Annotated in this window: 20 protein-coding genes; 5 read left to right on the forward strand and 15 right to left on the reverse strand. The window is 67.1% G+C overall.

Annotated elements, in window-relative coordinates:
* Positions 1-164 precede the first annotated feature (164 nt).
* Positions 165-1,316: a glutamate--cysteine ligase gene (locus QK287_RS07415; RefSeq protein ID WP_226774013.1), complete on the forward strand. Its 1,152-nt coding sequence runs from the start codon at positions 165-167 to the stop codon at positions 1,314-1,316.
* Between the two features lie 24 nt (positions 1,317-1,340).
* Here QK287_RS07415 and tsaD read toward each other — a convergent pair whose 3' ends face one another.
* The 6 genes from tsaD to QK287_RS07445 all read right to left on the reverse strand — a co-directional run bounded on the left by tsaD (position 1,341) and on the right by QK287_RS07445 (position 6,841).
* The gene (gene tsaD, locus QK287_RS07420; protein ID WP_226774014.1) at positions 1,341-2,489 is read right to left on the reverse strand and encodes a tRNA (adenosine(37)-N6)-threonylcarbamoyltransferase complex transferase subunit TsaD; all 1,149 of its coding nucleotides are present in this window, start codon (positions 2,487-2,489) and stop codon (positions 1,341-1,343) included.
* Positions 2,486-2,953 (reverse strand): ribosomal protein S18-alanine N-acetyltransferase, encoded by a 468-nt coding sequence (gene rimI, locus QK287_RS07425; protein WP_226774015.1) that lies wholly within the window; start codon positions 2,951-2,953, stop codon positions 2,486-2,488. The genes tsaD and rimI overlap by 4 nt, the downstream gene beginning before the upstream one ends.
* Before the next feature lie 65 nt (positions 2,954-3,018).
* A complete protein-coding gene (tsaB, locus tag QK287_RS07430; protein ID WP_226774016.1) occupies positions 3,019-3,690 on the reverse strand; it encodes a tRNA (adenosine(37)-N6)-threonylcarbamoyltransferase complex dimerization subunit type 1 TsaB in 672 nt (223 codons plus the stop codon).
* Positions 3,690-4,328, reverse strand: coding sequence for a tRNA (adenosine(37)-N6)-threonylcarbamoyltransferase complex ATPase subunit type 1 TsaE (gene tsaE / locus QK287_RS07435; RefSeq protein ID WP_282359719.1), 639 nt, complete (start codon positions 4,326-4,328; stop codon positions 3,690-3,692). The genes tsaB and tsaE overlap by 1 nt, the downstream gene beginning before the upstream one ends.
* Positions 4,325-5,545: an alanine racemase gene (alr, locus tag QK287_RS07440; protein WP_226774018.1), complete on the reverse strand. Its 1,221-nt coding sequence runs from the start codon at positions 5,543-5,545 to the stop codon at positions 4,325-4,327. The genes tsaE and alr overlap by 4 nt, the downstream gene beginning before the upstream one ends.
* 204 nt (positions 5,546-5,749) lie before the next feature.
* A complete protein-coding gene (locus QK287_RS07445; protein ID WP_282359720.1) occupies positions 5,750-6,841 on the reverse strand; it encodes a carbohydrate kinase family protein in 1,092 nt (363 codons plus the stop codon).
* An 82-nt stretch (positions 6,842-6,923) separates the two neighbouring features.
* Between QK287_RS07445 and QK287_RS07450 the strand changes: the two genes are divergently transcribed.
* Positions 6,924-8,363, forward strand: a complete 1,440-nt coding sequence (locus tag QK287_RS07450; protein ID WP_282359721.1) for a 6-phospho-beta-glucosidase — start codon at positions 6,924-6,926, stop codon at positions 8,361-8,363.
* Between the two features lie 17 nt (positions 8,364-8,380).
* Here the strand turns inward: QK287_RS07450 and QK287_RS07455 are convergent, their stop codons facing one another.
* Complete coding sequence (locus tag QK287_RS07455) at positions 8,381-8,917, reverse strand: GNAT family N-acetyltransferase (RefSeq protein ID WP_282359722.1); 537 nt, start codon at positions 8,915-8,917, stop codon at positions 8,381-8,383.
* Positions 8,918-9,093: 176 nt separating this feature from the next.
* On the opposite strand from QK287_RS07455, the gene mshA reads away from it, so the two are divergent.
* The 3 genes from mshA (at position 9,094) to QK287_RS07470 (ending at position 13,331) form a co-directional block, all read left to right on the forward strand.
* A complete protein-coding gene (mshA, locus tag QK287_RS07460) occupies positions 9,094-10,380 on the forward strand; it encodes a D-inositol-3-phosphate glycosyltransferase (protein ID WP_282359723.1) in 1,287 nt (428 codons plus the stop codon).
* A 57-nt stretch (positions 10,381-10,437) separates the two neighbouring features.
* Positions 10,438-12,180: a formate--tetrahydrofolate ligase gene (locus QK287_RS07465; protein ID WP_282359724.1), complete on the forward strand. Its 1,743-nt coding sequence runs from the start codon at positions 10,438-10,440 to the stop codon at positions 12,178-12,180.
* A gap of 191 nt (positions 12,181-12,371) precedes the next feature.
* Positions 12,372-13,331: a hypothetical protein gene (locus QK287_RS07470; RefSeq protein ID WP_282359725.1), complete on the forward strand. Its 960-nt coding sequence runs from the start codon at positions 12,372-12,374 to the stop codon at positions 13,329-13,331.
* A 201-nt stretch (positions 13,332-13,532) separates the two neighbouring features.
* Here the strand turns inward: QK287_RS07470 and QK287_RS07475 are convergent, their stop codons facing one another.
* The 8 genes from QK287_RS07475 to glmS form a co-directional block, all read right to left on the reverse strand.
* Complete coding sequence (locus tag QK287_RS07475) at positions 13,533-14,618, reverse strand: inositol-3-phosphate synthase (protein ID WP_226774617.1); 1,086 nt, start codon at positions 14,616-14,618, stop codon at positions 13,533-13,535.
* A gap of 169 nt (positions 14,619-14,787) precedes the next feature.
* Positions 14,788-15,825 carry an L-glyceraldehyde 3-phosphate reductase gene (gene mgrA / locus QK287_RS07480; protein ID WP_282359726.1) on the reverse strand — a complete coding sequence of 346 codons (1,038 nt, stop codon included), beginning with the start codon at positions 15,823-15,825 and terminating at the stop codon, positions 14,788-14,790.
* Between the two features lie 15 nt (positions 15,826-15,840).
* Positions 15,841-17,610 (reverse strand): malto-oligosyltrehalose trehalohydrolase, encoded by a 1,770-nt coding sequence (gene treZ, locus QK287_RS07485; RefSeq protein WP_282359801.1) that lies wholly within the window; start codon positions 17,608-17,610, stop codon positions 15,841-15,843.
* A 32-nt stretch (positions 17,611-17,642) separates the two neighbouring features.
* The gene (gene treY / locus QK287_RS07490) at positions 17,643-19,985 is read right to left on the reverse strand and encodes a malto-oligosyltrehalose synthase (protein WP_282359727.1); all 2,343 of its coding nucleotides are present in this window, start codon (positions 19,983-19,985) and stop codon (positions 17,643-17,645) included.
* On the reverse strand, positions 19,982-22,222 hold the full coding sequence (gene glgX / locus QK287_RS07495) for a glycogen debranching protein GlgX (protein WP_282359728.1): 2,241 nt from the start codon (positions 22,220-22,222) through the stop codon (positions 19,982-19,984). Before glgX ends, treY begins: the two co-directional genes overlap by 4 nt.
* A gap of 91 nt (positions 22,223-22,313) precedes the next feature.
* Positions 22,314-23,840 carry an NAD(P)H-hydrate epimerase gene (locus QK287_RS07500; protein WP_282359729.1) on the reverse strand — a complete coding sequence of 509 codons (1,527 nt, stop codon included), beginning with the start codon at positions 23,838-23,840 and terminating at the stop codon, positions 22,314-22,316.
* Positions 23,841-23,903: 63 nt separating this feature from the next.
* A complete protein-coding gene (locus QK287_RS07505) occupies positions 23,904-24,251 on the reverse strand; it encodes a holo-ACP synthase (RefSeq protein WP_226774612.1) in 348 nt (115 codons plus the stop codon).
* Positions 24,252-24,255: 4 nt separating this feature from the next.
* A complete protein-coding gene (gene glmS, locus QK287_RS07510) occupies positions 24,256-26,148 on the reverse strand; it encodes a glutamine--fructose-6-phosphate transaminase (isomerizing) (protein ID WP_282359730.1) in 1,893 nt (630 codons plus the stop codon).
* Between the last annotated feature and the right edge of the window lie 51 nt (positions 26,149-26,199).

The raw sequence follows: 26,199 nt of genomic DNA on the forward strand, positions 1-26,199 counted from the left end.
CTTCTGTGAACACTTTCACGTTTTCGCTGCAGTCTTGCCACCGGTCCGATGTTACCCCTGCACTAGACTTGAGGCACCGTTGCCTCGCCAACTGTCCGGCACATCCGCCCACGACGTTGCCGGTCGGGGCAGGGAAACGGACAGCAGAAAAGTGAAGGGACCACATGAAGATTGATTTCGCTTCATCCAGGCAATCAACTCTTGGTGTGGAATGGGAACTAGCCCTCGTGGACGCGGAAACCGGGGAGTTGGCCTCCGTCGCCAAAGAGGTGCTCCGCGGCGTCGCTGCGCGGCACCCCGAACTGAACGAGGATGACGAGCACCCCCACATCAAGCAGGAGTTGCTGCTGAACACCGTGGAGCTGGTCACCGGGATCTGCAACACCGTGGCGGAAGCGAAAGCGGACCTGACCAGTTCCCTCGCCGCAGTCCGTGAAGTCACCGATCCGATGGGCGTTGAAATCTTCTGCGCGGGCAGCCACCCCTTCAGCCCGCCGCAGCTGCAACCGGTGACAGACAAAGAGCGTTACGCCAAGCTCATTGACCGCACACAGTGGTGGGGCCGCCAGATGGTGATCTACGGCGTCCACGTGCATGTCGGCCTGGACAGCCGGGACAAGGTGTTGCCGGTACTGGACGGCTTGGTGAACTATTTCCCGCACTTCCAGGCGCTCTCCGCCTCCAGCCCGTTCTGGGGCGGCGAAGACACCGGTTACGCCTCCCAGCGTGCCCTGATGTTCCAGCAACTGCCGACCGCGGGGTTGCCTTTCCAATTCGCCAACTGGGCGGACTTCGAATCGTACGCACAGGACATGTCCACCACCGGCGTGATCGACTCGCTCTCCGAAATCCGCTGGGATATCCGGCCCGTCCCTCATTTTGGCACCATCGAGATGCGGATCTGTGACGGCCTGGCAACCCTGGAGGAAGTCGGCGCCGTCGCAGCGCTGACCCAATGCCTCGTTGATGAGTTTTCAACGACACTGGACAACGGCGGCACCATTCCCACCATGCCGCCCTGGCATGTCCAGGAGAACAAGTGGCGTGCCGCCCGCTACGGCCTGGACGCCATCATCATCCTGGACGCGGAGGGGAACGAGCAGCTTGTTACGGACCACATCCGCGAAACTGTCGCACGGCTCCGGCCCGTCGCCGAGAAGCTGGGCTGCGCTGCGGAGCTGGCGGACGTCCTGAAGATCGTTGAGCGCGGCGCCGGATACCAGCGGCAGCGGCGCGTGGCGGCAGAGCACGGCGGGGACCTGCGCGCCGTCGTACTGGACCTGGTCCAGCAGATGCGCCAGGGCCCCGAAGCGTAGAGCCGGGGCCGCGCCGGGGCGGCCTCAGGCCGAGACGGTGGTGACCGGCATCGAGGAATCCGGGGCGAAACCGAGGCCGCTTGGCGCGATCCCGGCCATCACCAGCTGGGCGCCGAGCGCGGCGACCATGGCGCCGTTGTCCGTGCACAGGGCAAGCGGCGGGACGGTCAACCGGATCCCGGCGGCGCTGCACCGCTGTTCCGTGAGCTGGCGCAGCCGTGAATTTGCCGCCACGCCGCCGCCCAGCAGGAGGTCGGTGATGCCGTTCTCCCGGCAGGCCAGCACCGCTTTGGAGGTAATGATGTCCACGACCGCCTCCTGGAAGGCTGCGGCGATGTCCGCCACCGGCACCGTCTCGCCGCGTGCCTCGAATTGCTCCACGCAGCGCGCGACGGCGGTCTTGAGTCCGCTGAACGACCAGTCGTAGCGGTGCGGGCCGGGTTCGTCCGCGGACCCCATGTACTTGGGCTGGCTCAGGCCGCGCGGGAAGCGGATCGCTTTGGCGTTGCCGGTGCGTGCCAGCGTGTCGATGGCCGGTCCGCCCGGATAGCCCAGGCCCAGCAGCCGCGCCACCTTGTCGTAAGCCTCGCCGGCGGCGTCGTCGATCGTGGACCCGAGCAATTCCACGTCCGCGGTGATGTTCCGGATCCGCAGGATTTCGGTGTGCCCGCCGGAGACCAGCAAGGCCCCCAGGTTTTCCGGCAGGCCGTTTCGCGGCACGGTACTCCCGCGCCCGCCGGCTGCCGCCGCGGACCCGGCGAAAGCCTGCGGGCCGCCGTCGTCCGGCTGGAGCAGGCCGACGCCGACATGGGCGACGAGGTGGTTGATGGCGTAGAGCGGTTTGCCCGTTGCCACAGCGAGCGCCTTGGCCGCGCAGACACCCACCATCAGGGCTCCCGCGAGGCCCGGACCGGAGGTCACGGCGATCGCATCGATGTCCTCCAGCGTCACCCCGGCCTCGGCCAGGGCCGCGCGGAGCGTGGGGACGAAGGCATCGAGATGGGCGCGGGAGGCGATCTCGGGGATCACGCCGCCGAACCGGACATGCTCATCCATGGAGGAGGACACCGTGTTGGTCAGCAGCCGGGTCCCGCGGACAATCCCGACGCCGGTCTCGTCACAGGAGGACTCAATGCCCAGGACCAGCGGCCGGACATAAGTGGTGCGGTTCATGGTCGGGCTGCTTCCCTGGGAGTGGCATCGGATTCGGGACTGGTCAGCCGCAGCCGCATGATCAGCGCGTCAACGCCGTCGCGGTAGTAGCGGGCCCGGAGGTGGATCTGCTCGAACCCGTAGCGGCGGTAGAGCTGTTGTGCCCGGGGGTTGTCGGCCCGGACCTCCAGGAGCACGTCCTCGGCACGGCGCAGCCGGCTTTCCATGATGAGCGCTGTGAGCAAAGCCGAACCAATGCCCCGGCCCTCGTAATCCGGCGCAACCGCAATGGTCTGGACATCCGCGATCGGCTCGATGCACATCAGCCCTGCATAGCCCACAATCTGCCCTGCCCGCTCGGCCACGAGGTAGTGCCGGGTGCCGGCCTGCGCCAGTTCGGCGACAAACATCTGCAGTGGCCAGGCGTCCACCGGGAACAGCTGGCGCTCCAGCTCATCCACTGCGGGAATGTCCGCAGCGGTCATGAGCCGAAGTCTCACGCCGCCGGGCAGCGCTGCCGGTTCCGCACCGCGGCCAGCGGACGGGGCGTTCACAGGGCCCTCTTCCGCGGACCGGGTACCTGGGCGTCGGACTCGCGCAGGTAGAGCGGGGTGGAGTCGAGCAGCTGTTCGCCCGCCGCGAGCCGCGCGAGGGCGAACTGGCCCAGCGACAGGGCTTCCGGCTGGCGGGAGCTGAACTCGGGAACGGCCTTAACGAGGTCTGCATAGAGACCGGCGCCGGCGCCGTAGACGGGAAGCTCGGGCAGCGCCCCGGCAAAGCCGACGTGCGGGCCGTCCAGCAGCTGCGGCAGCTGGCCGCTGGCCAGGGCGTACCGGGCCCAGTAGACCTCTTTGCGCCGGGCATCCGTGGCGACAATGAACTCCGGCGCCGCGACCGTGGACTCCGCCACTTCCAGGGCGATGGCGTCAAGGCTCATGAGGCCATGGAGCGGCTTGCCCCAGACGAACGAGAGGGTGCGGGCCGTGACGATCCCCGAGCGCAGCCCGGTGAACGGACCCGGTCCTACTCCGACGACGACGGCGTCGACGTCGGAGCCGTCCAATCCGGCCTCCGTAAGGAGCGCCGCGATTCCCGGGGCCAGTACTTCGGCGTGGCTGCGGGTATCTTGTGTGGCGAAGCTCGCCACCACCGATTCCGGGGTGTCATCGGAAACGAGGGCGGCGCTGGCCACGGCCGAGGTGTCGATGGCAAGGATCAGCATCAGGTCCCTTCCGGGGTGGTGGGCAGGGGCTGCGCGGGATTCTCGCCGGGAGCGGGCAGCACGGGCCGGTCCACCCAGCGGGGACCGAACCCGCGGATCATGATGGTGCGAGGTTCATCGTTGTCCGCAGGGTCAAAATCCAGGGTGTCTGGTTCAACGGGGCCGGGCACAACGGGGCCGGGCACCGACGCGGCAGCTGGTGGCGCAGCGGCGCCGCCGAGGCTGCGGACCAGATCCACCTCGAGCCGGCTCTCGCTCAAGTGTTCCACCCGGTCCCGGCCCCATTCGACAACTGTGACGGCGCTGTCCATGGTGTTTTCCAGGTCGATGTCGTCGATTTCCGACGCGGAACCCAGCCGGTACGCGTCCACGTGCACCAGGTCCGGACCGCCCGGACGGGAACCGGAGGGCAGGTTCGGGTGGATGCGAACGAGCACGAACGTCGGTGAGATGATGCCGGCACGGACGCCCAGTCCCTCGCCGAGGCCCTGGGTGAAGGTGGTTTTTCCCGCTCCGAGCTCGCCGGTGAGGACCAGCAGGTCACCGGCCTGGAGCTGGGTACCGAGGACGGCGGCAAGGGCGTGGGTTTCCTCCGCGCTCCGGACTGTCAGGGTCCGTTCCCAGAGCACCCCGCTCACGGTTGCGACCCCTCGCGGCCGGGCATTTCATTGATGTAGCGGCGCGGAACCCGGGGACTGATCCGCGTGACGATCTCATAATTGTTGGTGCCGGCGGCCCGGGCCCAGTCCTCGGCGGTGGGACCGCCGTCCTCACCGTTGCCAAAGAGCACGGCCTCGGCGCCCAGCACGCTGGTCCCTCCGGCCGACACACTGAGCGGACCGAGGTCGATCACCATCTGGTCCATTGCGATGCGTCCCACCACGGGGTAGTTCACACCACGGACCCGGACGGGTCCGCCGGTTGCGATCCGCGGGACCCCGTCGGCGTAGCCCAGCGGGATCAGGCCCAGCGTGCTGGCGCTGCCGGTGCGGTAATTCAGCCCGTAGGAGACGCCCTGGCCGGCGGGCACGTCTTTGCAGTGCGAGACCACCGTACGGACGGTCATGGCGGGGCGCAGGCCCAGTTCTTCCGGGCTCTGGTCCTCGAACGGGGACAGCCCGTAGAGGCCCAGGCCCACGCGGACCAGGTCAAAGTGTGTGTCCGGCCGCGACAGCGTGGCCGGGGTGTTGGCAAGGTGCCGCACCTCGGGGTCCACGCCGGCGTCCTGGGCGATAGCGAGGGCTTCGCGGAAGGCGGCCAGCTGCTCGTCCGTTTCCGGCCGTTCGGGTTCGTCGGCGACGGCCAGATGGGAAAAAATACCCACCACGCGCAGGAGGCCCTGGTCTTGGTAATCCATGGCTTCGCCGACCACACCGTCCCAGGCACTCATGGTTGCCCCGTTGCGGCCCAGCCCGGTGTCCACTTTTAGGTGCACTCGGGCTGGCCGTTCCTGCTCCCGGGCTGCAGCCACGGTGCGCTTTAGATCCCACCCCGAGCACCCGATATCAATCCCGGCGGCCACGGCGGCGGCGAAGTTACTCTCCGGGGTGTGCAGCCAGGCAAGCACGGGCGCCTCGATCCCGGCGGCGCGCAGGGCCAGGGCTTCGGAAATATGGGCGGTTCCCAGCCAGGTGGCGCCGGCGCCAAGGGCAGCACGGGCCACGGGAACGGCGCCGTGACCGTAAGCATCGGCTTTGACCACTGCCATCACCCGCGCCGGTGATGCTACGGCTGCGATGCGGCGGACGTTGTGCCGGATGGCTGCAAGGTCGATTACGGCCGAGCGTTCTTCGGCGTGGCCGGGCTGGGCCTCCGGGACGGGCCGGAAGTCACCTGTTGCTGCTGGGTAAGTCACTTAACGATTCTAGGGGTGGCCGCGCATGGGGCTTAATTCAGGCCCCGCGGCAGCCCTGCTCCGGGGGGACATGCCCACTGTTAGCACCCACCGCTGGGCACAACAGGTTTATGCCCATTCCCCGGCTCGCACGGAGAGCATGTCCACCGGGACGGGAGCCCACCGGCGGACATGTCCGCTGGTGGGCTCCCGGTTGGAACAGCGCTACGCGTCCGAGAGGTGGGCGATGGTCGCCGTCGCCCGCCGCTGCGCCTCCGGCGGTACGTCCCGGATGATGTCCTCCAGAAAACGGTAGCGCCGCATCCACTGGCTGGACTGGCGTTCCTTGCGGGCGTTGGCCCGCTGCCACCAGTCGGCGATGTCCCCCCAACCGGGCGCCGCCAGCGAGCCGCCGACCTCCTGCACTGCCAGGGCCGCGCAGAGATTGGCAAACCTCAACCTGTCACCCAGCGGCCAGCCGGCCAGGCAACCGACGATGAAGGCGGCTCCGAAGCAGTCCCCCGCACCGGTCGGGTCGAACGCGGACACGGGCAGCGACGGCACCCACTCCTCCTCGCCCGTTTCGGAGTCCACCGCCATCGCCCCCTGGGATCCAAGGGTCACGACGGCGACCGGCACCTTGTCCGCCAGGGCGTAGAGTGCGGCCCACGGGTTGTCATGGCGGGTGAAAGCCATGGCTTCGTGCTGGTTGGGCAAAAAGGCGTGGAAATACTTCAGGTTGTCCAGCCGGGAGGAGGACCAGGCGCCGGTGGGATCCCAGCCGACGTCGCCGAACAGCCGGACCCCGGCTTTGTGCGCGTCGATTGCCCACGGCTCCACTTCCTCGCCGAGCTCCGCGACGGCGGCGAGCGCCGGCGGCGGCTCGCCGATCAGTTCGCTGGAGCTGACGGGGGCCGGGTGCCCGTGGGTCACCATGGACCGGTCATGCTCCACGCTCAGGGAGACTGTGACCGGTGAATGCCAACCGGCGACCCGCCGGGACAAGGACAAGTCCACGTGCTCCTGTCCGGCCAGTATCTTCCAGTTGTAGTCGCCGTAGCCGTCATCGCCGAAGGCAGCCGCCAGCCCGGTCCGCAGCCCCAGCCGTGCCGCGGCGATGGCCTGGTTGGCTACGCCCCCGGGGCAGCTGCCCATCCCGTCGCTCCAGATCTCGGTGCCGGCGACGGGGGCGTGCGGCAGCCCGGTGAAAATGATGTCCTGAAAGACCGTCCCCGTGAGCAACAAGTCAAAACCCGCCGCACCGGGGGTACGGGCGGAGGCAAGCGGATCAAATCGCTGCGTCGGAAGCGCGTCCATAGTTGGCACCCTACGCCGTCGAGGTACCGCTGGAAAGGCGCCTGCCGGTCCAGTCGGTCCCCTCCGCGCATAGACTGTCGGCATGCGGCTGACGATTGCCGGCGGCGGCGGATTCCGGGTACCGCTGATCTACCGGGCGCTCTGTGCGGGGCCCTTCGCCGGGCTGGTCCGGGAACTGGTGCTGTACGACGTCGATCCCGGCCGCCTCGACGCGATCCGTGCGGTGCTTGCCTCGTACCCGGCACCGTACGTGCCAGGCACCGCAACCTTACCCGCGGTGCGGGCCACCACATCCCTGGCCGAGGCGCTGTCCGGCACGGATCTGGTGTTCGCCGCGATTCGTCCCGGCGGGACGGCCGGGCGAACCGCCGACGAGCGGGTGGCCTTGGACCTCGGGCTCCTGGGCCAAGAGACCACAGGAGCCGGCGGCATCTCGTACGCGTTGCGGTCGATTCCGCGCATGCTGGAGCTCGCTGAGCAGATGCGGCGCCACTGTCCTGACGCGTGGCTGCTGAATTTCACGAATCCGGCGGGCATGGTCACCGAGGCCCTTGTGCCGGTCCTCGGGCCCAAGGTGGTCGGCATCTGCGATTCGGCCAGCGGGCTGGTGCACCGGGCTGCGGGTGCCGCGGGCGTCGCACTGCCCGCGGGGACGCTCGACGGCGTCGGGTACTACGGCCTCAACCACTTGGGCTGGCTCTACCGTCTGGAGTCCGGCGGCCAGGACATGCTTCCGGGACTGCTGGCCGATGCAGACGCTTTGGCCGGTTTCGAGGAAGGACGCCTGTTTGGGCAACCTTTCCTTGCGGAACTGGGATGCCTGCCGAACGAATACCTCTACTACTACTACGAGACCGGCCGCGCCCTGGCCGGCATCAGGTCCGCCGCCACGACCCGCGGCGAGTCCATCGAACGGCAGCAGTCCGAACTGTATCCGCGGCTCGCGGCCGCCGGCCAGGACGCCTACCGGCTCTGGGACGCCGCGCGCCGATCCCGTGAGGAAGGCTACCTCGCCGAGGCCCGATCCGCTGGCGAGCGCCGGGATGAAACGGATTTGGCCGGCGGCGGCTACGAACGGGTTGCCCTCGCCGTGATGCGCGCCCTCTCCGGCGGCGGCCCGGCGGAGCTGATCCTCAATACCCGCAACACCGGCGGCGATCCGGCAGCGGGCCGGATCGCGGCTATTCCGGGACTGCCCGCGGACGCCGTCGTCGAGGTCCCCTGCCAGGTAACGCCCGACGGCGTTGTTCCCCTTCAGCAGGAACGCCCGGCACCGGCGCAACTGGCCCTGCTGCAGCAGGTCAAGGACGTCGAGCGCCTCGTTGTGAGCGCCACCCGCCGGGACGCCGGGAGCGCCGGAACCGGACGCCGGGATGCGGCCCGGGCTGCTTTTGCCAGGCACCCGCTGGTCGGCTCCGGACCCGGCGGTTCCGGGGACCTCGACTCCGGGGACCTCGCGGGAAGGCTGCTGGCCGGCTACGAACGGGCGTTTCCGGAACTGCAGAATCTGTGGCGGGATTAAGTGCCGAGCCCGCGGCGCTATAGCCTGCGGTACATGACGTGCAGTCCGACGTAGCCCAGGCGTGGGTGCAGGAACGCTTCCGGGAGGGTGGCCAGCACCTCGAAGCCCAGGGACTGCCAGGCGGCAACGGCATTGACGTTGCTTTCCACCACGGCGTTGAACTGCATCGCACGGAACCCGGCGGCCCGCGCTGCGTCCAGCGAATAGGCGCACAACGAACGGGCCACCCCTTTGCCCTGGTAGTCCGGGTGGACCATGTACCCGGCATTGGCAACGTGGCTTCCGCCGCCGCCCTGGTTTGCATGCAGCTCGCCGGTGCCCATGATGACGCCCGCGAGCTCCCCCAGGCCCGCCGCGACGAAGGTCTGGCCGGGCGTTTGTTGGAACCAGCGTTCAAATGCCTGGTGCCCGGTAGTGGTCCGGTCCCAGGTGAAGGTTTCCCCGGCCCTGACGACAGGCTCAACGATTTCCCAGACCGCGGGCCAATCCCCGGCGGCGGCCGGCCGGATTTCCCAGCCGGGGACGGTGGGATCCCTCGTTTCGTGTGCGCGCACAGTCGTCACGGTAGCAGCACCGTAGGCTCTCTGACCGGCACCGCCCGCCGGCCTGTGAAACGGCGGTAACTTCAGGAGTAGTGTTTTATCGAAACACAGGTCCGGACGTGTGTCCCGGGACCAGCTGAACAAGGTGCGCGTCCGCCGGGATGCGTTCCGGAGCGGGGAGGAGAACAATGTCGCTGGTCCGCCGCGTCGCATTCCTCTCGCTGCACACCTCGCCGATGGAGCAGCCCGGCTCCGGCGACGCTGGGGGCATGAACGTGTACATCCGTGCCCTTGCAGCAGCCCTCGCCGAGACCGGCGTCGAAGTGGAGATCTTCACCCGGTCCACGTCCGCCGGACAAGCCGCCGTCGAGCATCCCTCCCCCGGCGTCTGCGTCCACAACGTCCTGGCCGGTCCGGCCCGGAAGCTGCCCAAAGAAGAACTGCCCGAGCTTCTGCACAGCATGGTTGCCGAAATCGACCGGATCCGGCAGTTGCAGCCGCACGGCCGCTACGACGTGATCCATTCGCACTACTGGGTGTCCGGGGTCGCCGGGCTTGAGCTCGCCGGCCTGTGGGGGCTGCCCCTCGTGCACACAATGCACACCATGGCCAAGGTGAAGAACCTGCTGTTGGTCGCCGGCGAACAACCGGAACCCCGCCGGCGCGAGGACGGCGAGCAGCGGATTGTCGACGGCGCCACCCGGCTGATCGCCAACACCGGTACCGAAGCGGCCGAATTGGTCTCGCACTACAACGCGGACAACGACCACATCGATGTGGCCCCGCCGGGTGTGGACCTGGGCATCTTTACACCAGCGTTCCGCAGCCGGGCCCGTGCGGACCACGGCGTCCCGCCCGAACGTTTCCACCTGCTGTTCGCCGGGCGCATCCAGCGGCTGAAAGGCCCGCAGATCCTGGTCAAGGCCGCCGCCCTGTTGCGCGAACGCCGGCCGGACATCGACCTTCAACTCACCATCGTCGGTGCCATCAGCGGCTCCAGGGACTTCGATTTGAAGTCGCTGATCAGCGCGGCCGGGATGGACGACGTCGTCACCCACCACGCGCCGGTCAGCGCCCCGGAGCTGGCCGGCTGGTACCGGTCCGCGGACGTCGTTGTGATGCCTTCCTACAGCGAGTCCTTTGGTCTCGTGGCGCTCGAAGCCCAGGCCTGCGGCACACCGGTGGTCGCCACCCGGGTCGGCGGACTGTCCCGTGCCATCTTCGACGGCCGGACCGGATTGCTCGTCGATGGCCACAAGGCTGCCGACTGGGCGGACGCGCTGGAGGCGCTGTACGACGATCCTGCGACCCGCTGGGACATGGGCCGCGCGGCCGCCTTGCACGCGCAGGAATTCGGCTGGCAACGCACCGCCGCCATCACGTTGGAGAGCTACAACACGGCGCTGAGCCAGTATTTTGGAAACCTGACCATTCCGCTGGGCCACACACCCGCCACCGGAACCGCGGGCCGGTAACACCGGCCCGAACCACTGGCCGGAACACCCACCGATGCCACGAAGCAAAGGACGACGATGTCTGACACCGTTACTGACGGATCCGCCGCAGGAACCCCCACCGCTGGTGCCCCGGTGCCCAGTGATCTGGAGATCGCGCAGAAGGCCAGCATGCGGCCGATAGCGGAGATCGCGGCAGCGGCGGGCATCAACGCCGAAGCCCTGGAATTCTATGGCCGGTACAAGGCGAAGATCGACCCGGCACGGCTGGCGGGTTCCATGCCCGGGGCGCCGGTCCGATCCCCGGGCAAGGTGGTGCTTGTTTCTGCGATGTCGCCGACGCCCGCCGGGGAAGGCAAGTCCACCACAACCGTGGGACTGGCGGATTCCCTGGCCCGCGCGGGCCACAACGTGATGATCGCGCTCCGCGAGCCTTCGCTGGGCCCGGTCCTGGGCATGAAGGGCGGCGCCACCGGCGGCGGCTATTCCCAGGTGTTGCCGATGGACGAGATCAACCTGCACTTCACCGGCGACTTCCACGCCGTCACCTCGGCGAACAACGCCCTGATGGCACTGGTGGACAACCACATCTACCAGGGCAACGAGTTGAACATCGACCCTCGTCGGATGACCTTCAAGCGCGTGCTGGACATAAACGACCGTTCACTGCGGGAGGTGGTGATCGGTCTCGGCGGCCCGGCCCAGGGCATCCCCCGGCAGGACGGCTTCGACATCACCGTCGCCTCGGAGATCATGGCCGTCTTCTGCCTGGCTACGAACCTTTCCGACCTCCGGGAACGCCTGGGCCGCATCACCTTCGGCTACACCTACGACCGGCAGCCGGTCACGGTGGCCGAACTGGGTGTCCAGGGTGCGCTGACCATGCTGCTCAAGGACGCCATCAAGCCGAACCTGGTGCAGACCATCGCGGGGACTCCGGCCCTGGTGCACGGCGGACCGTTCGCCAACATTGCCCATGGCTGCAATTCCCTGATCGCCACCCAGACTGCGCGCAGCCTCGCGGACATCGTCGTCACCGAGGCAGGCTTCGGCGCGGACCTGGGCGCAGAGAAATATATGGACATCAAGTCACGCGTCGCCGATGTGGCCCCCTCCGCCGTCGTGGTGGTCGCGACCGTGCGCGCTGTAAAAATGCACGGCGGCGTCGCGAAGGATCAACTCAACGAACCGAACCTGGATGCGCTGGCAGCCGGCGTCGTCAACCTTCAGCGCCACGTGCGGAATGTGGAGAAATTCGGCATCACCCCGGTGGTGGCGATCAACAAATTCGCCACGGACACCCGCGAGGAGCTGGACTGGCTCCTGGAATGGTGCGCCGCGGAGGGTGTCCAGGCGGCGGTGGCCGACGTCTGGGGCCGCGGGGGTGGTGGCGACGGCGGCGACGAGCTTGCGGCCAGGGTCGCCGCCGCGATCGACGCCCCGCACACCTTCCGGCACCTGTATCCGCTGGAGATGTCGGTGGAGGACAAGATCCGGACGATCGTGCAGGAAATCTACGGCGCCGACGGGGTTGATTTCTCTGTCCCTGCGCTCAAGCGGCTCGCGGAGATCGAAAAAAACGGCTGGTCCGGTTTCCCGGTCTGCATGGCGAAGACGCAGTATTCCTTCAGCGATGACGCGAGCAAGCTGGGCGCCCCCAAGGGTTTCACCGTGCACGTCCGCGACCTCATTCCGAAGACCGGCGCGGGCTTCATCGTGGCCCTCACCGGAGCGGTCATGACCATGCCGGGGCTGCCCAGAGTTCCTGCGGCGATGCGGATGGACGTTGACGCCGACGGCAACCCGGTCGGCCTCTTCTAGACCCTCCCTCACATCCCGCAGCCCACCCGCCAACCCTCCCTCACATCCCGCAGCCCACCCGCCAACCCTCCCTCACATCCCGCGACCCACCCGCCAAGGGACGTCGGAACCGGTGACTACCGCTACGGGCCATTCCCGGGCAACTGTGGATAACTCCTGCACGGTTACCTGAATGGGTTCACAATTCCAGCATGAGAATGCGAACGGAGCTTCCCGGGCCACTCGGCACAGCACCCTTCACTGTCGCTGACGCCCGGTCCTGGGGAGTGCCCAAAAACAGACTCAGACAGTCGGATATCCGGCAGATCAGCAGGGGTCTCTACCGGCCCGTGGAGTGGCGCTTCGAGTTGGAAACGGCGGCTCGAGCATTGTCCGTCGCGTCGCCGGGTGCCTGGATCTCACACGTCACAGCCGCCAGACTTCGATGTCAGCTCTTGCCTCCCTGGCTCTCGGACTCTGAGGAGCTCCACCTAAGCAAGCCGCGGGAGCTGCCCGAGGTCCGCCGCAAGGGCATAGTCGGGCATGCGGTTCTCGCTTGGGACGACGAGGTCGAAACAGCGGACGGCATCCGGATCAGCACCCGGCCCCGGACGTGGCTCGACCTCGCCCGGCGGTTGAGCCTGCCCGAACTTGTCTGCATGGGAGACGAGCTCGTGCGTATTCCCCGGGTGGGCCTGGAAGGACGGAGCGAACCCTTCGCGACCATGGATGGGCTGCGTTCGATGCTGAAACGCCACCCGAATCTGCAGGGAATCGTCCGTGCCCGGGCGGCACTTGACCTGATGCGAGTGGGATCCGATTCAGGTCCGGAGACGCTGTTGCGCCTTGTGATGTGCGACGCCGGGCTCCCGGAGCCGGAGCTCCAGCTCCTGCTCCGCCCGGAAAGACCGGGCTCCCCAACAGCGGACCTTGGCTATCGCCGGCGTCGGGTGGCAGTGCAATACGACGGCGGTCACCATCTGCTCCCTGCCCAGATATTTAGCGATCGTCGTCGTGACAAAGCGTTCGAGGCAGCGGGATGGACGGTGCTCGTCCTGACAAGAGATGACCTTGCGGACGGCTTCGCCGTCGCCACCGCCAGGATTAAGCGACTCCTCCGCAACGCATACCTCAGCCCGTCCTCTGCTGCCGGCTTTTCCAGCGAAGACTGAAGGAGCGCTCCGCCGATACCTGCATAACGTGAGGGAGGATCGGGCTGGAAACGACCGGAAGTGAGGGAGGATCGGGCTGGAAGCGACCGGACGTGAGGGAGCGCCTCCCGGACACTCCCGGACACTCCCGGACACTCCGGACACACGAACGCTCCCACACCAAAGGTGCGGGAGCGTTGTCGGGGGGCGAAAGAGCGGGGCTTAGCGCTCCACGTCTCCGCGGATGAAGGCCTCGACCTTTTCACGGGCAAGGTCGTCGTTGAACTGCTCCGGCGGCGACTTCATGAAGTAGCTCGAGGCGGAGAGCAGCGGGCCGCCGATGCCGCGGTCCATGCCGATCTTCGCGGCACGGATGGCGTCGATGATCACACCGGCAGAGTTGGGCGAGTCCCAGACCTCCAGCTTGTATTCCAGCGACACCGGGGCGTCGCCGAAGTTGCGGCCCTCGAGGCGGACGAAGGCCCATTTGCGGTCGTCGAGCCACTGGACGTAGTCCGACGGGCCGATGTGGACGTCCTTGGCGGCGAGCACGGCTTCGACATTGGACGTCACGGCCTGCGTCTTGGAGATCTTCTTGGACTCGAGCCGGTCGCGCTCCAGCATGTTCTTGAAGTCCATGTTGCCGCCGACGTTCAGCTGGTAGGTGCGGTCCAGGGTGACGCCGCGGTCCTCGAACAACTTTGCCATCACGCGGTGCGTGATGGTGGCGCCGATCTGGCTCTTGATGTCATCGCCCACGATCGGCACGCCTGCGGCGGTGAACTTGTCCGCCCAGGCCTTGGTCCCGGCGATGAACACCGGCAGGGCGTTGACAAAGCCAACTCCGGCATCGATCGCGCACTGGGCGTAGAATTCGGCGGCCTCCTGCGATCCGACCGGCAGGTAGCAGACCATCACATCGACCTTGGCGTCCTTGAGGGCCTGGACAACGTCGACCGGCTCCTCCGGGGACTGCTCGATGGTCTCGAGGTAGTACTTGCCGAGTCCGTCGAGGGTCGGGCCGCGCTGGACGGTAACACCGGTCGGCGGGACGTCGGCGATCTTGATGGTGTTGTTTTCGCTGGCCAGGATGGCGTCGGACAAGTCCAGGCCCACCTTTTTGCCATCGACATCGAAGGCGGCGACGAACTCGACGTCGTTGACGTGGTACTTGCCGAACTCCACATGCATCAGCCCGGGAATCGTGGCCTGTGGGTCGGCATTGCGGTAGTACTCAACGCCCTGGACCAGTGAAGTGGCACAGTTACCTACGCCGACGATTGCAACACGAATCGGATGTGAAGACACGGAACTCCTTTGAGGACAACTTCATGTGCCCGGCGCGGAAGTACTCTGATGCACGACGGCGGCAACGGGCACGGCGCCATACGGCGCCCTTAGCATTCTAGTCAACGGCGCGGCGGCCTAAGTTGTTCCCGGCCGCCGCACCTTCCTTAGCGCCCGCAGGCGAGGCAGGCTACTTCTGCGCCCACAGGTTGATCTCGGACTCGACGGCGAACTCGTCGATCGCGCTCAGCTCTTCGGCGCTGAAGCCGAGGTTGTTGATCGCCGCCAGGGTGTCCTCCAGTTGCCGGACACTGGAGGCGCCGACCAGCGCCGATGTCACGGCGGAGCCCTTCTCCTGCGGACGGAGGATCCAGGCGATGGCCATCTGGGCGAGGGACTGGCCGCGGCTTTCGGCGATCCGCTGCAGGCCCCGCACCCGGTCCAGCTTCTCCTCGGTGATGCTGTCTTCGGCCAGGGACTTCTCCTGGGCGGCGCGGGAACCGGCCGGGATCCCGTTCAGGTAACGGTCGGTCAGCATTCCCTGGGCCAAGGGCGAGAATGCGATGGAGCCGGCACCGACCTGTTCGATCGCCTCGTACAGGTTGGGGCTGCCGTTTTCGGTCCAGCGGTTCAGCATGGAGTAGCTCGGCTGGTGGATCAGCAACGGGGTGCCGAGTTCCTTGAGAATCCGGGCGGCTTCGAGGGTCTGCTCCGGGGTGTAGGAGGAGATGCCCGCGTAGAGGGCCTTCCCGGACCGGACGGCGTGGTCCAGTGCGCCCATGGTCTCTTCCAGCGGCGTTTCCGGGTCGGGACGGTGGCTGTAGAAGATGTCCACATAGTCCAGGCCCATCCGGGTCAGCGACTGGTCCAGGCTCGCGAGCAGGTATTTACGGGAACCCCATTCGCCGAACGGACCGGGCCACATGTTGTAGCCGGCCTTGGTGGAGATGATGAGCTCGTCCCGGTAAGGCGCGAAATCATCCTTGAGGTGGCGGCCGAAGTTGGTTTCGGCCGAACCGGCGGCCGGGCCGTAGTTGTTCGCCAGGTCGAAGTGGTTCACACCCAGGTCGAAGGCCCGGCGCAGGATGGCCCGCTGGGTCTCGAACGGCTTATCATCCCCGAAGTTGTGCCACAGCCCCAGGGAGATGGCCGGGAGCTTCAGTCCGCTGCGGCCCACACGGCGGTACGGCATGGAGTCATAACGGCTTGCTGCTGCAACATAAGTCATACGTTCAATCCTGTCCTATTTCGAGATGACGGCGGCACTGTGGCCGGGAAGGGCGAGCTGGCCGTCGGCGAGGTGTACTGCGTCCTCGGTGGCCAGCGAGATCGAGGCGCCCGCAACACTGAGCCGGCGCGGTTCGGCGGAGAAGTTCATGGCGACCTCCACACTGCCGCGGCGCAGGCGGAGCCAGCCTTCGGCCTCGCTGAAGGCGACAGCGGTGTCTTCGAAGCCGAGTCCGGCGAGCTCAGGCGTCGTGCGCCGCAGCGAGATCAGCTTGCGGTACAGCTCCAGCAGACGGGCATGCTCACCCGCGGCGGCTTCGGCCCAGTCGAGCTTGGAACGGGTGAAGGTTTCCGGGTCCTGCGGGTCGGGGACGACGGCGGGGTCCCAGCCCATCCGTTCGAACTCCCTGATCCGGCCCTCCGCAGTGGCTTTGCCGAGTTCCGGTTCGGGGTGCGAGGTGAAGAACTGCCAGGGTGTGGTGGCGCCGTATTCCTCACCCATAAAGAGCATCGGCGTGAACGGCGAAGTCAGGGTCGCGACGGCCGCCAGCGCCAGCTGACCGTATCCCAGCGTCTGGGACAGCCGGTCGCCGGTGGCCCGGTTGCCGATCTGGTCGTGGTTCTGGCTGCAGACCACCAGGGCCGCGGGATGCACCACACCGGTGTTGATCGGTCGGCCGTGGTGCCGCCCACGGAAGCTGGAGTAGCCGCCGTCGTGGAAGAACCCGTCCACCAGGACCTTGGCCAGGGCTTCAATGGACTCGAAGTCGGCGTAGTAGCCGGTGGCTTCGCCGCTCACGTTGACGTGCACCGCATGGTGGAAGTCATCGCTCCACTGGCCGGCCAGGCCGTAGCCGTTGATGCCGCGCGGGTAAAGCAGCCGCGGATCGTTGAGGTCCGATTCGGCGATCATGGTGGCAGCGCGTCCGGTTTCGGCGGAGATGCTGTCCGCAAGCGCACCGAACTCCTCCAGCAGGTGGACGGCCCGCTCGTCCTTGAGGGCATGCACGGCGTCGAGCCGAAGCCCGTCGACGTGGTAGTCCCGCAGCCACATGGCGGCGTTCTCCAGGATGTAACCGCGCACCACGTCGGACCCGGAACCGTCGAGGTTCACCGAGTCGCCCCAGGTGTTGCCCTCGCCCGATTTCAGGTACGGACCAAAGCGCGGAAGGTAGTTCCCGCTGGGTCCGAGGTGGTTGTAAACCACGTCCTGGATCACACCCAGACCGGCAGCATGGGCCGCGTCCACGAACCGCTGGTACGCGGCAGGGCCGCCGTAGCCCTCGTGCACGGCGTACCAGAGAACGCCGTCGTAGCCCCAGTTGTGGGTTCCATTAAAGCCGTTCACCGGCAGCAACTCCACAAAATCAATACCAAGCTCCGCCAGGTAGTCCAGCTTGCCGGCCGCGGCGTCCAGGGTGCCTTCGGGGGTGAAGGTCCCGATGTGGAGCTCGTAGATCACCGCTCCCTGCAGCCCGCGGCCCTGCCAGTTTCCGTCCGACCACGTGTGGCTGCCTGCGTCGAAGGTCCGGGAGAGCGAGTGCACCCCGTCGGGCTGCCGGCGGGACCGGGGGTCCGGCAGCGGTGTGGTGTCGCCGTCGAGCAGGTAGCCGTAGTCGACCTCCCCGCTGGCCGGGGCGTCCGGTGCGGTCCACCAGCCGTCAGCGGCATCGGCAGGTGCCCGGCGGGTCATCGGGTACTGCCGACCGTCGGCCAGCAGCGTCACGGCGGCCGGTTCCGGCGCCCAGAGGTCAAAGCGTTCATTTCCATCGGCAGGCAAAGTGATCACAGCTTTCCGTTCGCTTTTCGGAGGTTACGTCAGTGCTCGGCGGGAACCAGCAAGGCGACCGGGTAGCGGCCCAGGATGGCTGCCAGTTCCACGGCACCCGGGCCGAACGTGGCGCCGGTCAGTTCGTCGGTCATGGCTCCGGGCAGGTCAATGGCGGTCTCCCGCCAGCCGCCTTGCTGCTCCAGGGTGCGGGGCAGCCGGGTGGCGAGCGTCACCGCGCCCGGTCCCGCCGCTGAGCCGCGGTCAAAGCCGACCAGATGCCCCGCAGCCGGCCCTGCAGCCACCACGGGGCGGTACCCCGTGAACAGCCCGGGCCGGCCGCGGCGCAGCCGCAGCGCCCTCGAGGTGACCAGGAGTTTCGCCGCGTCATCGGTGTACGACGCCGGACGTTCGCCGGCGTCCAGCGCGGCCAGTGCGGCACGCCGCGCACCGTAGTCGAAGGGCCGCCGGTTATCCGGATCGGTCAGCGAGCGGTCCCAGAACTCGGTGCCCTGGTAGACATCGGGGACTCCGGGCATGGTCAGCTGGACCAGCTTGGCCCCAAGCGAATTGACGGCACCATAGGGATTCAGGAGCTGCACCAGGGATTCCAGTTCCGCCACAACCTCAGGGTTGTCAAAGGCCGCGTCGACGACGGCGGCCAGCTTCTCCTCGAAGCCCGCGTCCGGATCCAGCCAGTCGGTGGAGTTGCCGGCCTCACGGGCGGCCTTCAGTGCATAGGACTGCAAACGCTCACGGTCCGCGGGCCAGGCTCCGGCGATGGCTTGCCACAACAGGTTGGCCAGCGGTCCGTCCGGCAGCGGTGCAAGGTCCTGAAGCCGGGCCAGGGCAGCCCGCCATTCCGGTGCCAATTCGGCAAGCACAGAGATCCGTGCGCGGGTGTCTTCGCTGCGCTTGGTGTCGTGGGTGCTCAGCGTGGTCATGGACAAAGGGAGCTCCGCCTGCCGGCGCGCCATCCGGTGATGGAATTCTTCCGCTGCGAGGGAGAACTCGGTAGGGTCGGCGCCGACCTCCGTCAGGGTGCCCAGCCGGGTGTAGCGGAAGAACGCGGTGTCCTCCACCCCCTTGGCCATGACCATGCCGGAGGTCTGCTGGAAGCGGCGCCCCAGCTCGGCATCGGGCTCCGGGCCCGCGTCAAGCAGCAGCGGGAGCAGCATCGCAATGGCGTCGGCGAGGTCAGGACGCCGGCCGGCTGCGAGTTCGCACGCTTCCGCCAGGACGTCGGCGCCCACGGGCAGGTAGCTGCGGTAAACGGGGAAAGCGGCGATGATCTCGGACAGGGCGTCGGCGCTCTGGTCTGCCCTGAGACCGGTACCGGCCGGGACCAGCCGGGCCAGCCGAAGCATCTCGGAGTGCAGGATCCCGTCCGTGATCCGGCGCTTGGTCCCCCGGATCATGTCCTCGTAGTCCGCCGCCTGGCCGCCGCGCAGCCCGGTGTCGAGGGCGTCGAGGTCTGCCTGCCCGGCGGGGTCGACGAAGAGCCGGTCCACGTCCGCGAGGGCGTCGTACCCGGTGGTTCCGTCGCAGTCGAAGCCGGCTGGAAGCTGCTCTCCGGGCTCGAGGATCTTCTCGATCAGCAGGTAGCTGCCGCCGGTCACTTCGCGGAGCCGGTGCAGGTAACCCTCCGGGTCGGCCAAGCCGTCCGGGTGGTCGATCCGGAGACCGTCGACCAGGCCCTCGCGGAACCAGCGGACAATCTCGGCGTGGGCCTCATCAAAGACCTCCGGGAGCTCCACCCGGATGCCGGCCAGGGAATTGACGGCAAAGAACCTGCGGTAGTTCAGTTCGTCGTCGGCCCGGCGCCAGCCGATCAGCTCGTAGTGCTGCCGGTCGTGCACCTCGCGGGGGTCATCGGCGGAGGAGTCACCTGCGGTATACGTGCCTTCGGCAAGCGGGAAGCGGTGGTCGTAGTACCGCAGCTCCCCGTCCTTGATCTCCAGCGCGTCAACGTCGGAGTCCTCCCCGAGTACTGGGATCCGGATCCTGCCTGCCCCAAAGTCCCAGTCGACGTCGAACGCCGGGGCGTAACGGGACTGCTGTCCCTCCTTGAGCAGGGACCACCACCACGGGTTCTGGGCGGGGGTTGCGACGCCGACATGGTTGGGCACGATGTCAACGAGCACACCCATGCCGGCGTCCCGCGCCGCCTTCGACGCCGCGATCAGACCCTCGGTGCCGCCGCGGTCGGGGTCGATCGCGGCGGGGTCGGTGACGTCGTAGCCATGGTCCGATCCCTTTTCGGCGGTGAGGATCGGCGAGAGGTAGATCCAGTCCACGCCGAGCGATTTCAGGTACGGCACGGTCTCGGCAGCATCCTGGAGGGTGAACCCGGGCCGGACCTGCAGCCGGTAGGTGGAGACAGGAGTCCTCATTCGGCGGCAGCCTTCGAAGCGCTGGTAGCGGCGGCTTCCTCCTGGGACTCCACCATTTCCTCGAGGGCGTCCTCGTGCTCGGCCATGGAGGCCAGCGACGCGGCTGCGGAGTAGTCCACTTCCACCTCGGGACCGGAGTGGGCGCGGAGCACCACCATCGACTTGGCCGCGAGCTTCACCACCGCACCAGCCTTAAGCGGCTCCTCGGTGTCAGCCTGGTCTGCGGTGTCCACAAGCACGTCCCAGAAACGCGAGTACTCCGCGGACGGCAGTGCGAAGTCCACGTCGTCGTCGTGGGCGTTGAAGCACAACAGGAAGCTGTCGTCGGTGATGCGGCGTCCGCGGGAGTCCTGCTCCTGGATGCCGTCTCCGTTGTAGAACACACCGATGGTCCGCCCGAAGCCGCTGTCCCAGTCCTCCGGGAGCATTTCGGTGCCGTCCGTTTTCAGCCAGACGATGTCCGGGAGCTTCTCGCCCTCGCCGCGGCGGACCGGGCGGCCGTCGAAGAAGCGGCTGCGCCGGAACGTCGGGTGGTCGTGCCGGATCTTGTTGACGACGGCGGTGAACTCGACCAACGGCTGGTCCATCGCCTCCCAGTGGATCCAGCTCAGTTCCGAGTCCTGGCAGTAGGTGTTGTTGTTGCCCTGCTGGGTGCGGCCCAGTTCGTCGCCGTGCAGGAGCATCGGGACGCCCTGCGAAAGCAGCAGGGTGGCGATGAAGTTGCGCTGCTGGCGGGCGCGGAGGGTCAGTACGTGGTCGTTGTCCGTGTCCCCCTCCTCGCCGCAGTTCCAGGAGCGGTTGTGGGATTCGCCGTCGTTGTTGCCTTCGCCGTTGGCGTCGTTGTGCTTTTCGTTGTAGGAGACGAGGTCGCGCATGGTGAAGCCGTCGTGGGCGGTGACGAAGTTGATCGAGGCCACCGGGCGCCGGGCAGAGCTTTCGTACAGGTCCGCCGAGCCGGTCAGACGGGACGCGAATTCACCCAGGGTGGATGCCTCACCACGCCAGAAGTCGCGGACCGTATCGCGGTACTTGCCGTTCCATTCGGTCCACTGCGGCGGGAAGTTGCCCACCTGGTAGCCCCCGGGGCCGATGTCCCACGGCTCGGCGATCAGCTTCACCTGGGAAACAATCGGATCCTGCTGGATGAGTTCGAAGAAGGTGGAGAGCTTGTCGACGTCGTAGAATTCTCGGGCCAGGGTGGAGGCGAGGTCGAAGCGGAAGCCGTCGACGTGCATTTCCGTCACCCAATAGCGCAGGGAGTCCATCAACAGCTGCAGGGAGTGCGGGTGCCGGACGTTGAGGGAGTTTCCGGTTCCGGTGTAATCCATGTAGTGCTTCTGGTCGTCGTCAACGAGCCGGTAGTAGGCCTGGTTGTCGATGCCCTTGAAGGAGAGCGTGGGGCCCAGGTGGTTCCCTTCCGCGGTGTGGTTGTAAACCACGTCCAGGATCACCTCGATGCCGGCCCGGTGCAGATCGCGGACCATGGCCTTGAACTCCTGGACCTGGTGCCCGACGTCGCCGGAGGAGCTGTAGGTGTTCTGCGGCGCGAAGAAGCCGATGGTGTTGTAGCCCCAGTAGTTGTTGAGGCCCTTTTCCTCGAGCGTGCCGTCATTGACGAACTGGTGCACCGGCATGAGTTCGATCGCGGTGACGCCGAGCTTTTTCATGTGATCAATAACCGCCGGGTGCGCGACGCCGGCGTAGGTGCCGCGCTGCTCTTCGGGGATTTCAGGGTGCAGCTCGGTCAGGCCCTTGACGTGCGCCTCGTAGATTACCGACTGGTGGTAAGGGATCCGCAGCTGGCGGTCCCCGTCCCATTCGAAGTAGGGGTTGATGACCACACCGTGCATGGTGTGGGGAGCCGAATCGCTGTCGTTCCGGGAATCGGGGTCACCGAATTCATAGGTGAAGAGCGCCGGATCCCAGTCAATCTGGCCTTGGACTGCTTTGGCGTAGGGGTCCATCAGCAGCTTGTTGGCGTTGAAGCGGTTGCCGTTTTCGGGTTCATACGGGCCGTGGACGCGGTAGCCGTATTTCTGTCCGGGCTGGATGTGCGGCAGGTAGCAGTGCCACACATAGCCGTCCACTTCGGTCAGCTCAACCCGGGTTTCGGTCAGGTCATCAGCGAGGATGCACAGCTCCACCCGATCGGCGCGTTCGCTGAACAGGGCAAAATTGGTTCCGGTGCCATCAAAAGTGGCTCCCAGCGGATATGCCGTTCCGGGCCAGACTTCCATGTGTACTCCTCGTGCGTGGCGAAAATTCTCTAGAAAGACTACTTGTAAGTAAGGTTACTATCTGACGTGGCGCACTCTACGCGCGGTTATATTACATCCTCGACATAACCTCCCGCACGGCCTCCGCAACGTTCGACGCCGTCACCGGCCCGCCGCCCGATGCCAGGCTCCCGGCCCGGCCATGGACGCTGGCTGCCAGCGCCGCGATGGCGGCCCAGCGGTCGGCGGCCGGAATGCCGCGGCGCGCGAAAGCCCCGGCGTGCTCCGACAGCTGCGCCAGGAGGCCGCCGAGAACACCGGCCAGGACGTCTCCGCTGCCGGCCGTTGCCAGCCACGGTGTCGCTTCGGACTGGCTGAAGACGGTCCCGGACGGTGCGGCGACGAGGGTTGTGGCGCCCTTGAGCAGTACCGTGGCGCCGGTGAGGCCGCTGGCCCGCCGGACGGCCGCGAGCGTGGCGCTTTCCACCGCGGAACGGCCGGCTCCGTCGCCGTATCGCGCCAGCAGGGCGGCAAGTTCGCCGGCGTGCGGCGTCAGCACAACGTGCGGGGCGAGGGTCCGCGGCAAAGCAGGCAGCGCCCCGGCATCCGCGATGACCGGAAGGCCGGCGGCGGCGGCGTCGCTGACGCGCTCCAGTTGCGCGTGGGCTTGCTCATCAAGGCCCGGGCCCAGGAGCCACGCCTGGACGCGGGCATCAGCGACGCTGCCGGAGCCGCAGACAACTTCGGGGCAGGAACGCCGGACCAGGTCGGAGACCTCGGGCGGGCCGAGGTAGCGCACCATGCCCGCCCCTGCGGCCAGCGCTCCGCGGCAGGCCAGCACGGCGGCGCCGGGATAGCGCGTCGATCCTGCCACGACACCCAGGACACCGCGGGAGTACTTCTGGGAGCGCCGTTCCGGATACGGCAGGAGGGCGGACAGATCCCCGGCTTCGAAACGGCGCAGGGCCGGCTCCGGCAGGACATCGTCAATGCCGATGCGGACAAGCTGCACGCGGCCGGCGAAGTCCGCGCCGGGATCGGCCAGCAGACCGGCCTTGGCCGCCCCAAAGGTCACAGTGAGTTCGGCGCGCAGCACAGGTCCGCTGACTTCACCGGTATCGGCGTCTACGCCGCTGGGGAGGTCGCAGGCCACCACGAGTCCGGGCCGCGAGCCCGCCAGCTGCTCGAACAGCGCAGCGGCAGGGCCGCGGAGCCCGCCGCGGGCGCCGGTGCCAAGGACCGCGTCGATCACGACGCCGGAACCGGCGGCGTCCAGCGCGGCGGCGGCGGTGTTCTCCGACGACAGCCGCAGCACCCGGCCGCCTGCAGCTTCAAAGGCGGTGAGTGCCCCCGGATGGGCTTCTCCCCCCGTCAGGACGGCTGTCGTCCGCATTCCCCGGCCCGCCAGCATGGCTGCCGCGAACAATCCGTCCCCGCCGTTGTTGCCCTTCCCGGCCAGCACCGTGACGCTGGCGCCATAGAGCCGGCTGCCGCGGGACCGGAGCTCGCGGACTACCGCGTTGGCCAGCCCGTAGGCGGCCCGCTGCATCAGGACAGCGCCCGCGCGGGGTGCCCGGCTGGCGTGGAGAAAGCTCTCTTCAGCCGCACGAATCTGGCTTCCGGTGTAGGCGCTGATCATCGTTTCAGTCCGTTCGCGGTGCACTCGCTGCGGGTAGTCCGGTTCTGGTCAGGCGGGTAACGCTCAGCTTTCGGCGATGACCGTCGCCGTGGCAATACCGCCGTCGTGGCTCATCGACAGGTGCCAGCGTTTAACGCCCTTCGACTCCGCCACGGCAAGCACAGTTCCTTTGACCTGGACGGTGGGCCCGTGCTGGTCAAGTCCGATCCAGCAGTCCTGCCAGTTCATGCCGGCCGGAGCGCCGAGGACCTTGGCCACGGCTTCCTTGGCGGCGAACCGGGCAGCCAGTGAGCGGGTGTTCAGTTCGCGCTCCGCCGGCACAAACAGCCTGTCACGCAGCCCGGGGGTGCGCTCCAGCTGCCGGCCGAACCGTTCAATGTCTACGACGTCTACGCCAATGCCAACAATCATGGCGCTATTCTACGGTCACGCTCTTGGCCAGGTTGCGAGGCTGGTCCACGTCGTAACCCTTGGCGGAGGCCAGGGCAAGGGCAAAGATCTGCAGTGGAACGGTACTGAGCAGCGGTGCCAGCAGCGTGGGGGTCTCGGGGATGTAGAAGACATGCTCGGCGTATGCCTTGACAGCCTCGTCGCCTTCTTCCGCGATGACGATGGTCTTGGCGCCGCGGGCCCGGACCTCCTGGATGTTGGAGACAACCTTGGCGTGCAGCGAGTCGCGGCCGCGGGGCGAGGGAACCACCACGAACACGGGCTGGCCCTCTTCGATCAGGGCGATCGGGCCGTGCTTGAGTTCACCGGCGGCAAAACCCTCGGCGTGGATGTAGGCGAGTTCCTTGAGCTTGAGCGCACCCTCCATTGCCACGGGGAAGCCGACGTGGCGGCCCAGGAACAGGACGGATTTGGCGTCCGCCATGGACTGGCCGAGTTCCTTGATCTGTGCTTCGTTGTCGAGGATCTGCTGGATCTTGGCCGGGATCTTGTTCAGGTCCGCGAGGATGTCCTTGATCTCGCCCTGGAACTTGTTGCCGCGCAGCTGGGCCAAGTAGAGGCCCAGGAGGTAGGCGGCGGTGATCTGCGCCAGGAAAGCCTTGGTGGAGGCGACGGCGATTTCCGGCCCGGCGTGGGTGTACAGCACGGCGTCGGACTCACGCGGGATGGTGGACCCGTTGGTGTTGCAGATCGAGACCGTTTTGGCGCCCTGTTCCTTGGCGTAACGGACGGCCATCAGGGTGTCCATGGTCTCGCCGGACTGGGAAATCGAGACGATCAGGGTGTTCTCGTCCACAATCGGGTCGCGGTAGCGGAATTCGTGCGAGAGCTCCACCTCGGTCGGGATCCGGCACCAGTGCTCGATCGCGTACTTGGCGACCTGGCCGGCGTAGGCGGAGGTGCCGCAGGCGAGGACGATGATCTTGTTGACGTTCTTGAGCAGTTCCGGATCTACCCGGAGCTCGTCGAGGGTCAGCTTGCCGTTGATGTCCGAGCGGCCCAACAGGGTCTGCAGGACGGCGTCCGGCTGGTCGTGGATTTCTTTTTCCATAAAGGACGGGAAGCCGCCCTTTTCCGCCGAAGCCGGATCCCAGTTGACGTGGTATTCCTTGCCCTCGGCCGGGGCGCCGTAGAAGTCGGTGATTTCCACGGTGTCTGCGGTGATGGTGACGATCTGGTCCTGGCCGAGTTCGACGGCGCGCCGGGTGTAGTCGATGAACCCGGAGACGTCCGAGCCGAGAAAATTCTCGCCGTCACCGAGTCCGACGACGAGCGGGGAGTTCCGGCGGGCTGCCACCACAACATCGGGCTGGTCCGCGTGGACGGCGAGGAGGGTAAACGCACCTTCCAGGCGCTGGCAGGCAAGCTGCATGGCTTTGGTGAGGCCGCCCTTGGCGGGGTCGCCCTGGAGTTGGTTCCGGTAGATATCGCCCAGGAGTGCCGCAGCGACTTCGGTGTCCGTCTCGGAGAGGAAAGTCACTCCCTTGTGCACGAGTTCCAGCTTGAGTTCGGCGAAGTTTTCGATGATGCCGTTGTGGATGAGGGCCAGCTTGCCCCCGTCGGAGAGGTGCGGGTGCGCGTTCTGGTCCGTCGGACCGCCGTGGGTTGCCCATCGCGTGTGACCGATGCCGGTCAGCGAGTCAGGCAGCGGGTTGGCCTCAAGTTCGGCGATCAGGTTGCTCAGCTTGCCCGACTTTTTGCGCGATGAAATGGTTCCGTCCGCCACAACGGCGATCCCTGCAGAGTCGTAGCCCCGGTATTCCAAGCGCCGCAGTCCCTCAAGGACAACGTCCAGAGCATTGTGTCCAGTATTTACCCGGCCAGCGGAGTGGCCCACATATCCAACGATTCCACACATGGGCACAAGCCTAGCGGGTTTCCCGGGCCCCCGGCGTAGGATCAGCAGCCC

Source organism: Arthrobacter sp. AL05, from assembly GCF_029960715.1.
GTDB lineage: Bacteria > Actinomycetota > Actinomycetes > Actinomycetales > Micrococcaceae > Arthrobacter.

Excerpts from the sequence above, each read along its gene's own strand:
- QK287_RS07415 (WP_226774013.1), top strand. The coding sequence starts at position 165 with ATGAAGATTGATTTCGCTTCATCCAGGCAATCAACTCTTGGTGTGGAA.
- tsaD (WP_226774014.1), bottom strand. The coding sequence starts at position 2,489 with ATGAACCGCACCACTTATGTCCGGCCGCTGGTCCTGGGCATTGAGTCC.
- rimI (WP_226774015.1), bottom strand. The coding sequence starts at position 2,953 with ATGACCGCTGCGGACATTCCCGCAGTGGATGAGCTGGAGCGCCAGCTG.
- tsaB (WP_226774016.1), bottom strand. The coding sequence starts at position 3,690 with ATGCTGATCCTTGCCATCGACACCTCGGCCGTGGCCAGCGCCGCCCTC.
- QK287_RS07445 (WP_282359720.1), bottom strand. The coding sequence starts at position 6,841 with ATGGACGCGCTTCCGACGCAGCGATTTGATCCGCTTGCCTCCGCCCGT.
- QK287_RS07450 (WP_282359721.1), top strand. The coding sequence starts at position 6,924 with ATGCGGCTGACGATTGCCGGCGGCGGCGGATTCCGGGTACCGCTGATC.
- mshA (WP_282359723.1), top strand. The coding sequence starts at position 9,094 with ATGTCGCTGGTCCGCCGCGTCGCATTCCTCTCGCTGCACACCTCGCCG.
- QK287_RS07465 (WP_282359724.1), top strand. The coding sequence starts at position 10,438 with ATGTCTGACACCGTTACTGACGGATCCGCCGCAGGAACCCCCACCGCT.
- QK287_RS07470 (WP_282359725.1), top strand. The coding sequence starts at position 12,372 with ATGAGAATGCGAACGGAGCTTCCCGGGCCACTCGGCACAGCACCCTTC.
- mgrA (WP_282359726.1), bottom strand. The coding sequence starts at position 15,825 with ATGACTTATGTTGCAGCAGCAAGCCGTTATGACTCCATGCCGTACCGC.
- treY (WP_282359727.1), bottom strand. The coding sequence starts at position 19,985 with ATGAGGACTCCTGTCTCCACCTACCGGCTGCAGGTCCGGCCCGGGTTC.
- glgX (WP_282359728.1), bottom strand. The coding sequence starts at position 22,222 with ATGGAAGTCTGGCCCGGAACGGCATATCCGCTGGGAGCCACTTTTGAT.
- QK287_RS07500 (WP_282359729.1), bottom strand. The coding sequence starts at position 23,840 with ATGATCAGCGCCTACACCGGAAGCCAGATTCGTGCGGCTGAAGAGAGC.
- QK287_RS07505 (WP_226774612.1), bottom strand. The coding sequence starts at position 24,251 with ATGATTGTTGGCATTGGCGTAGACGTCGTAGACATTGAACGGTTCGGC.
- glmS (WP_282359730.1), bottom strand. The coding sequence starts at position 26,148 with ATGTGTGGAATCGTTGGATATGTGGGCCACTCCGCTGGCCGGGTAAAT.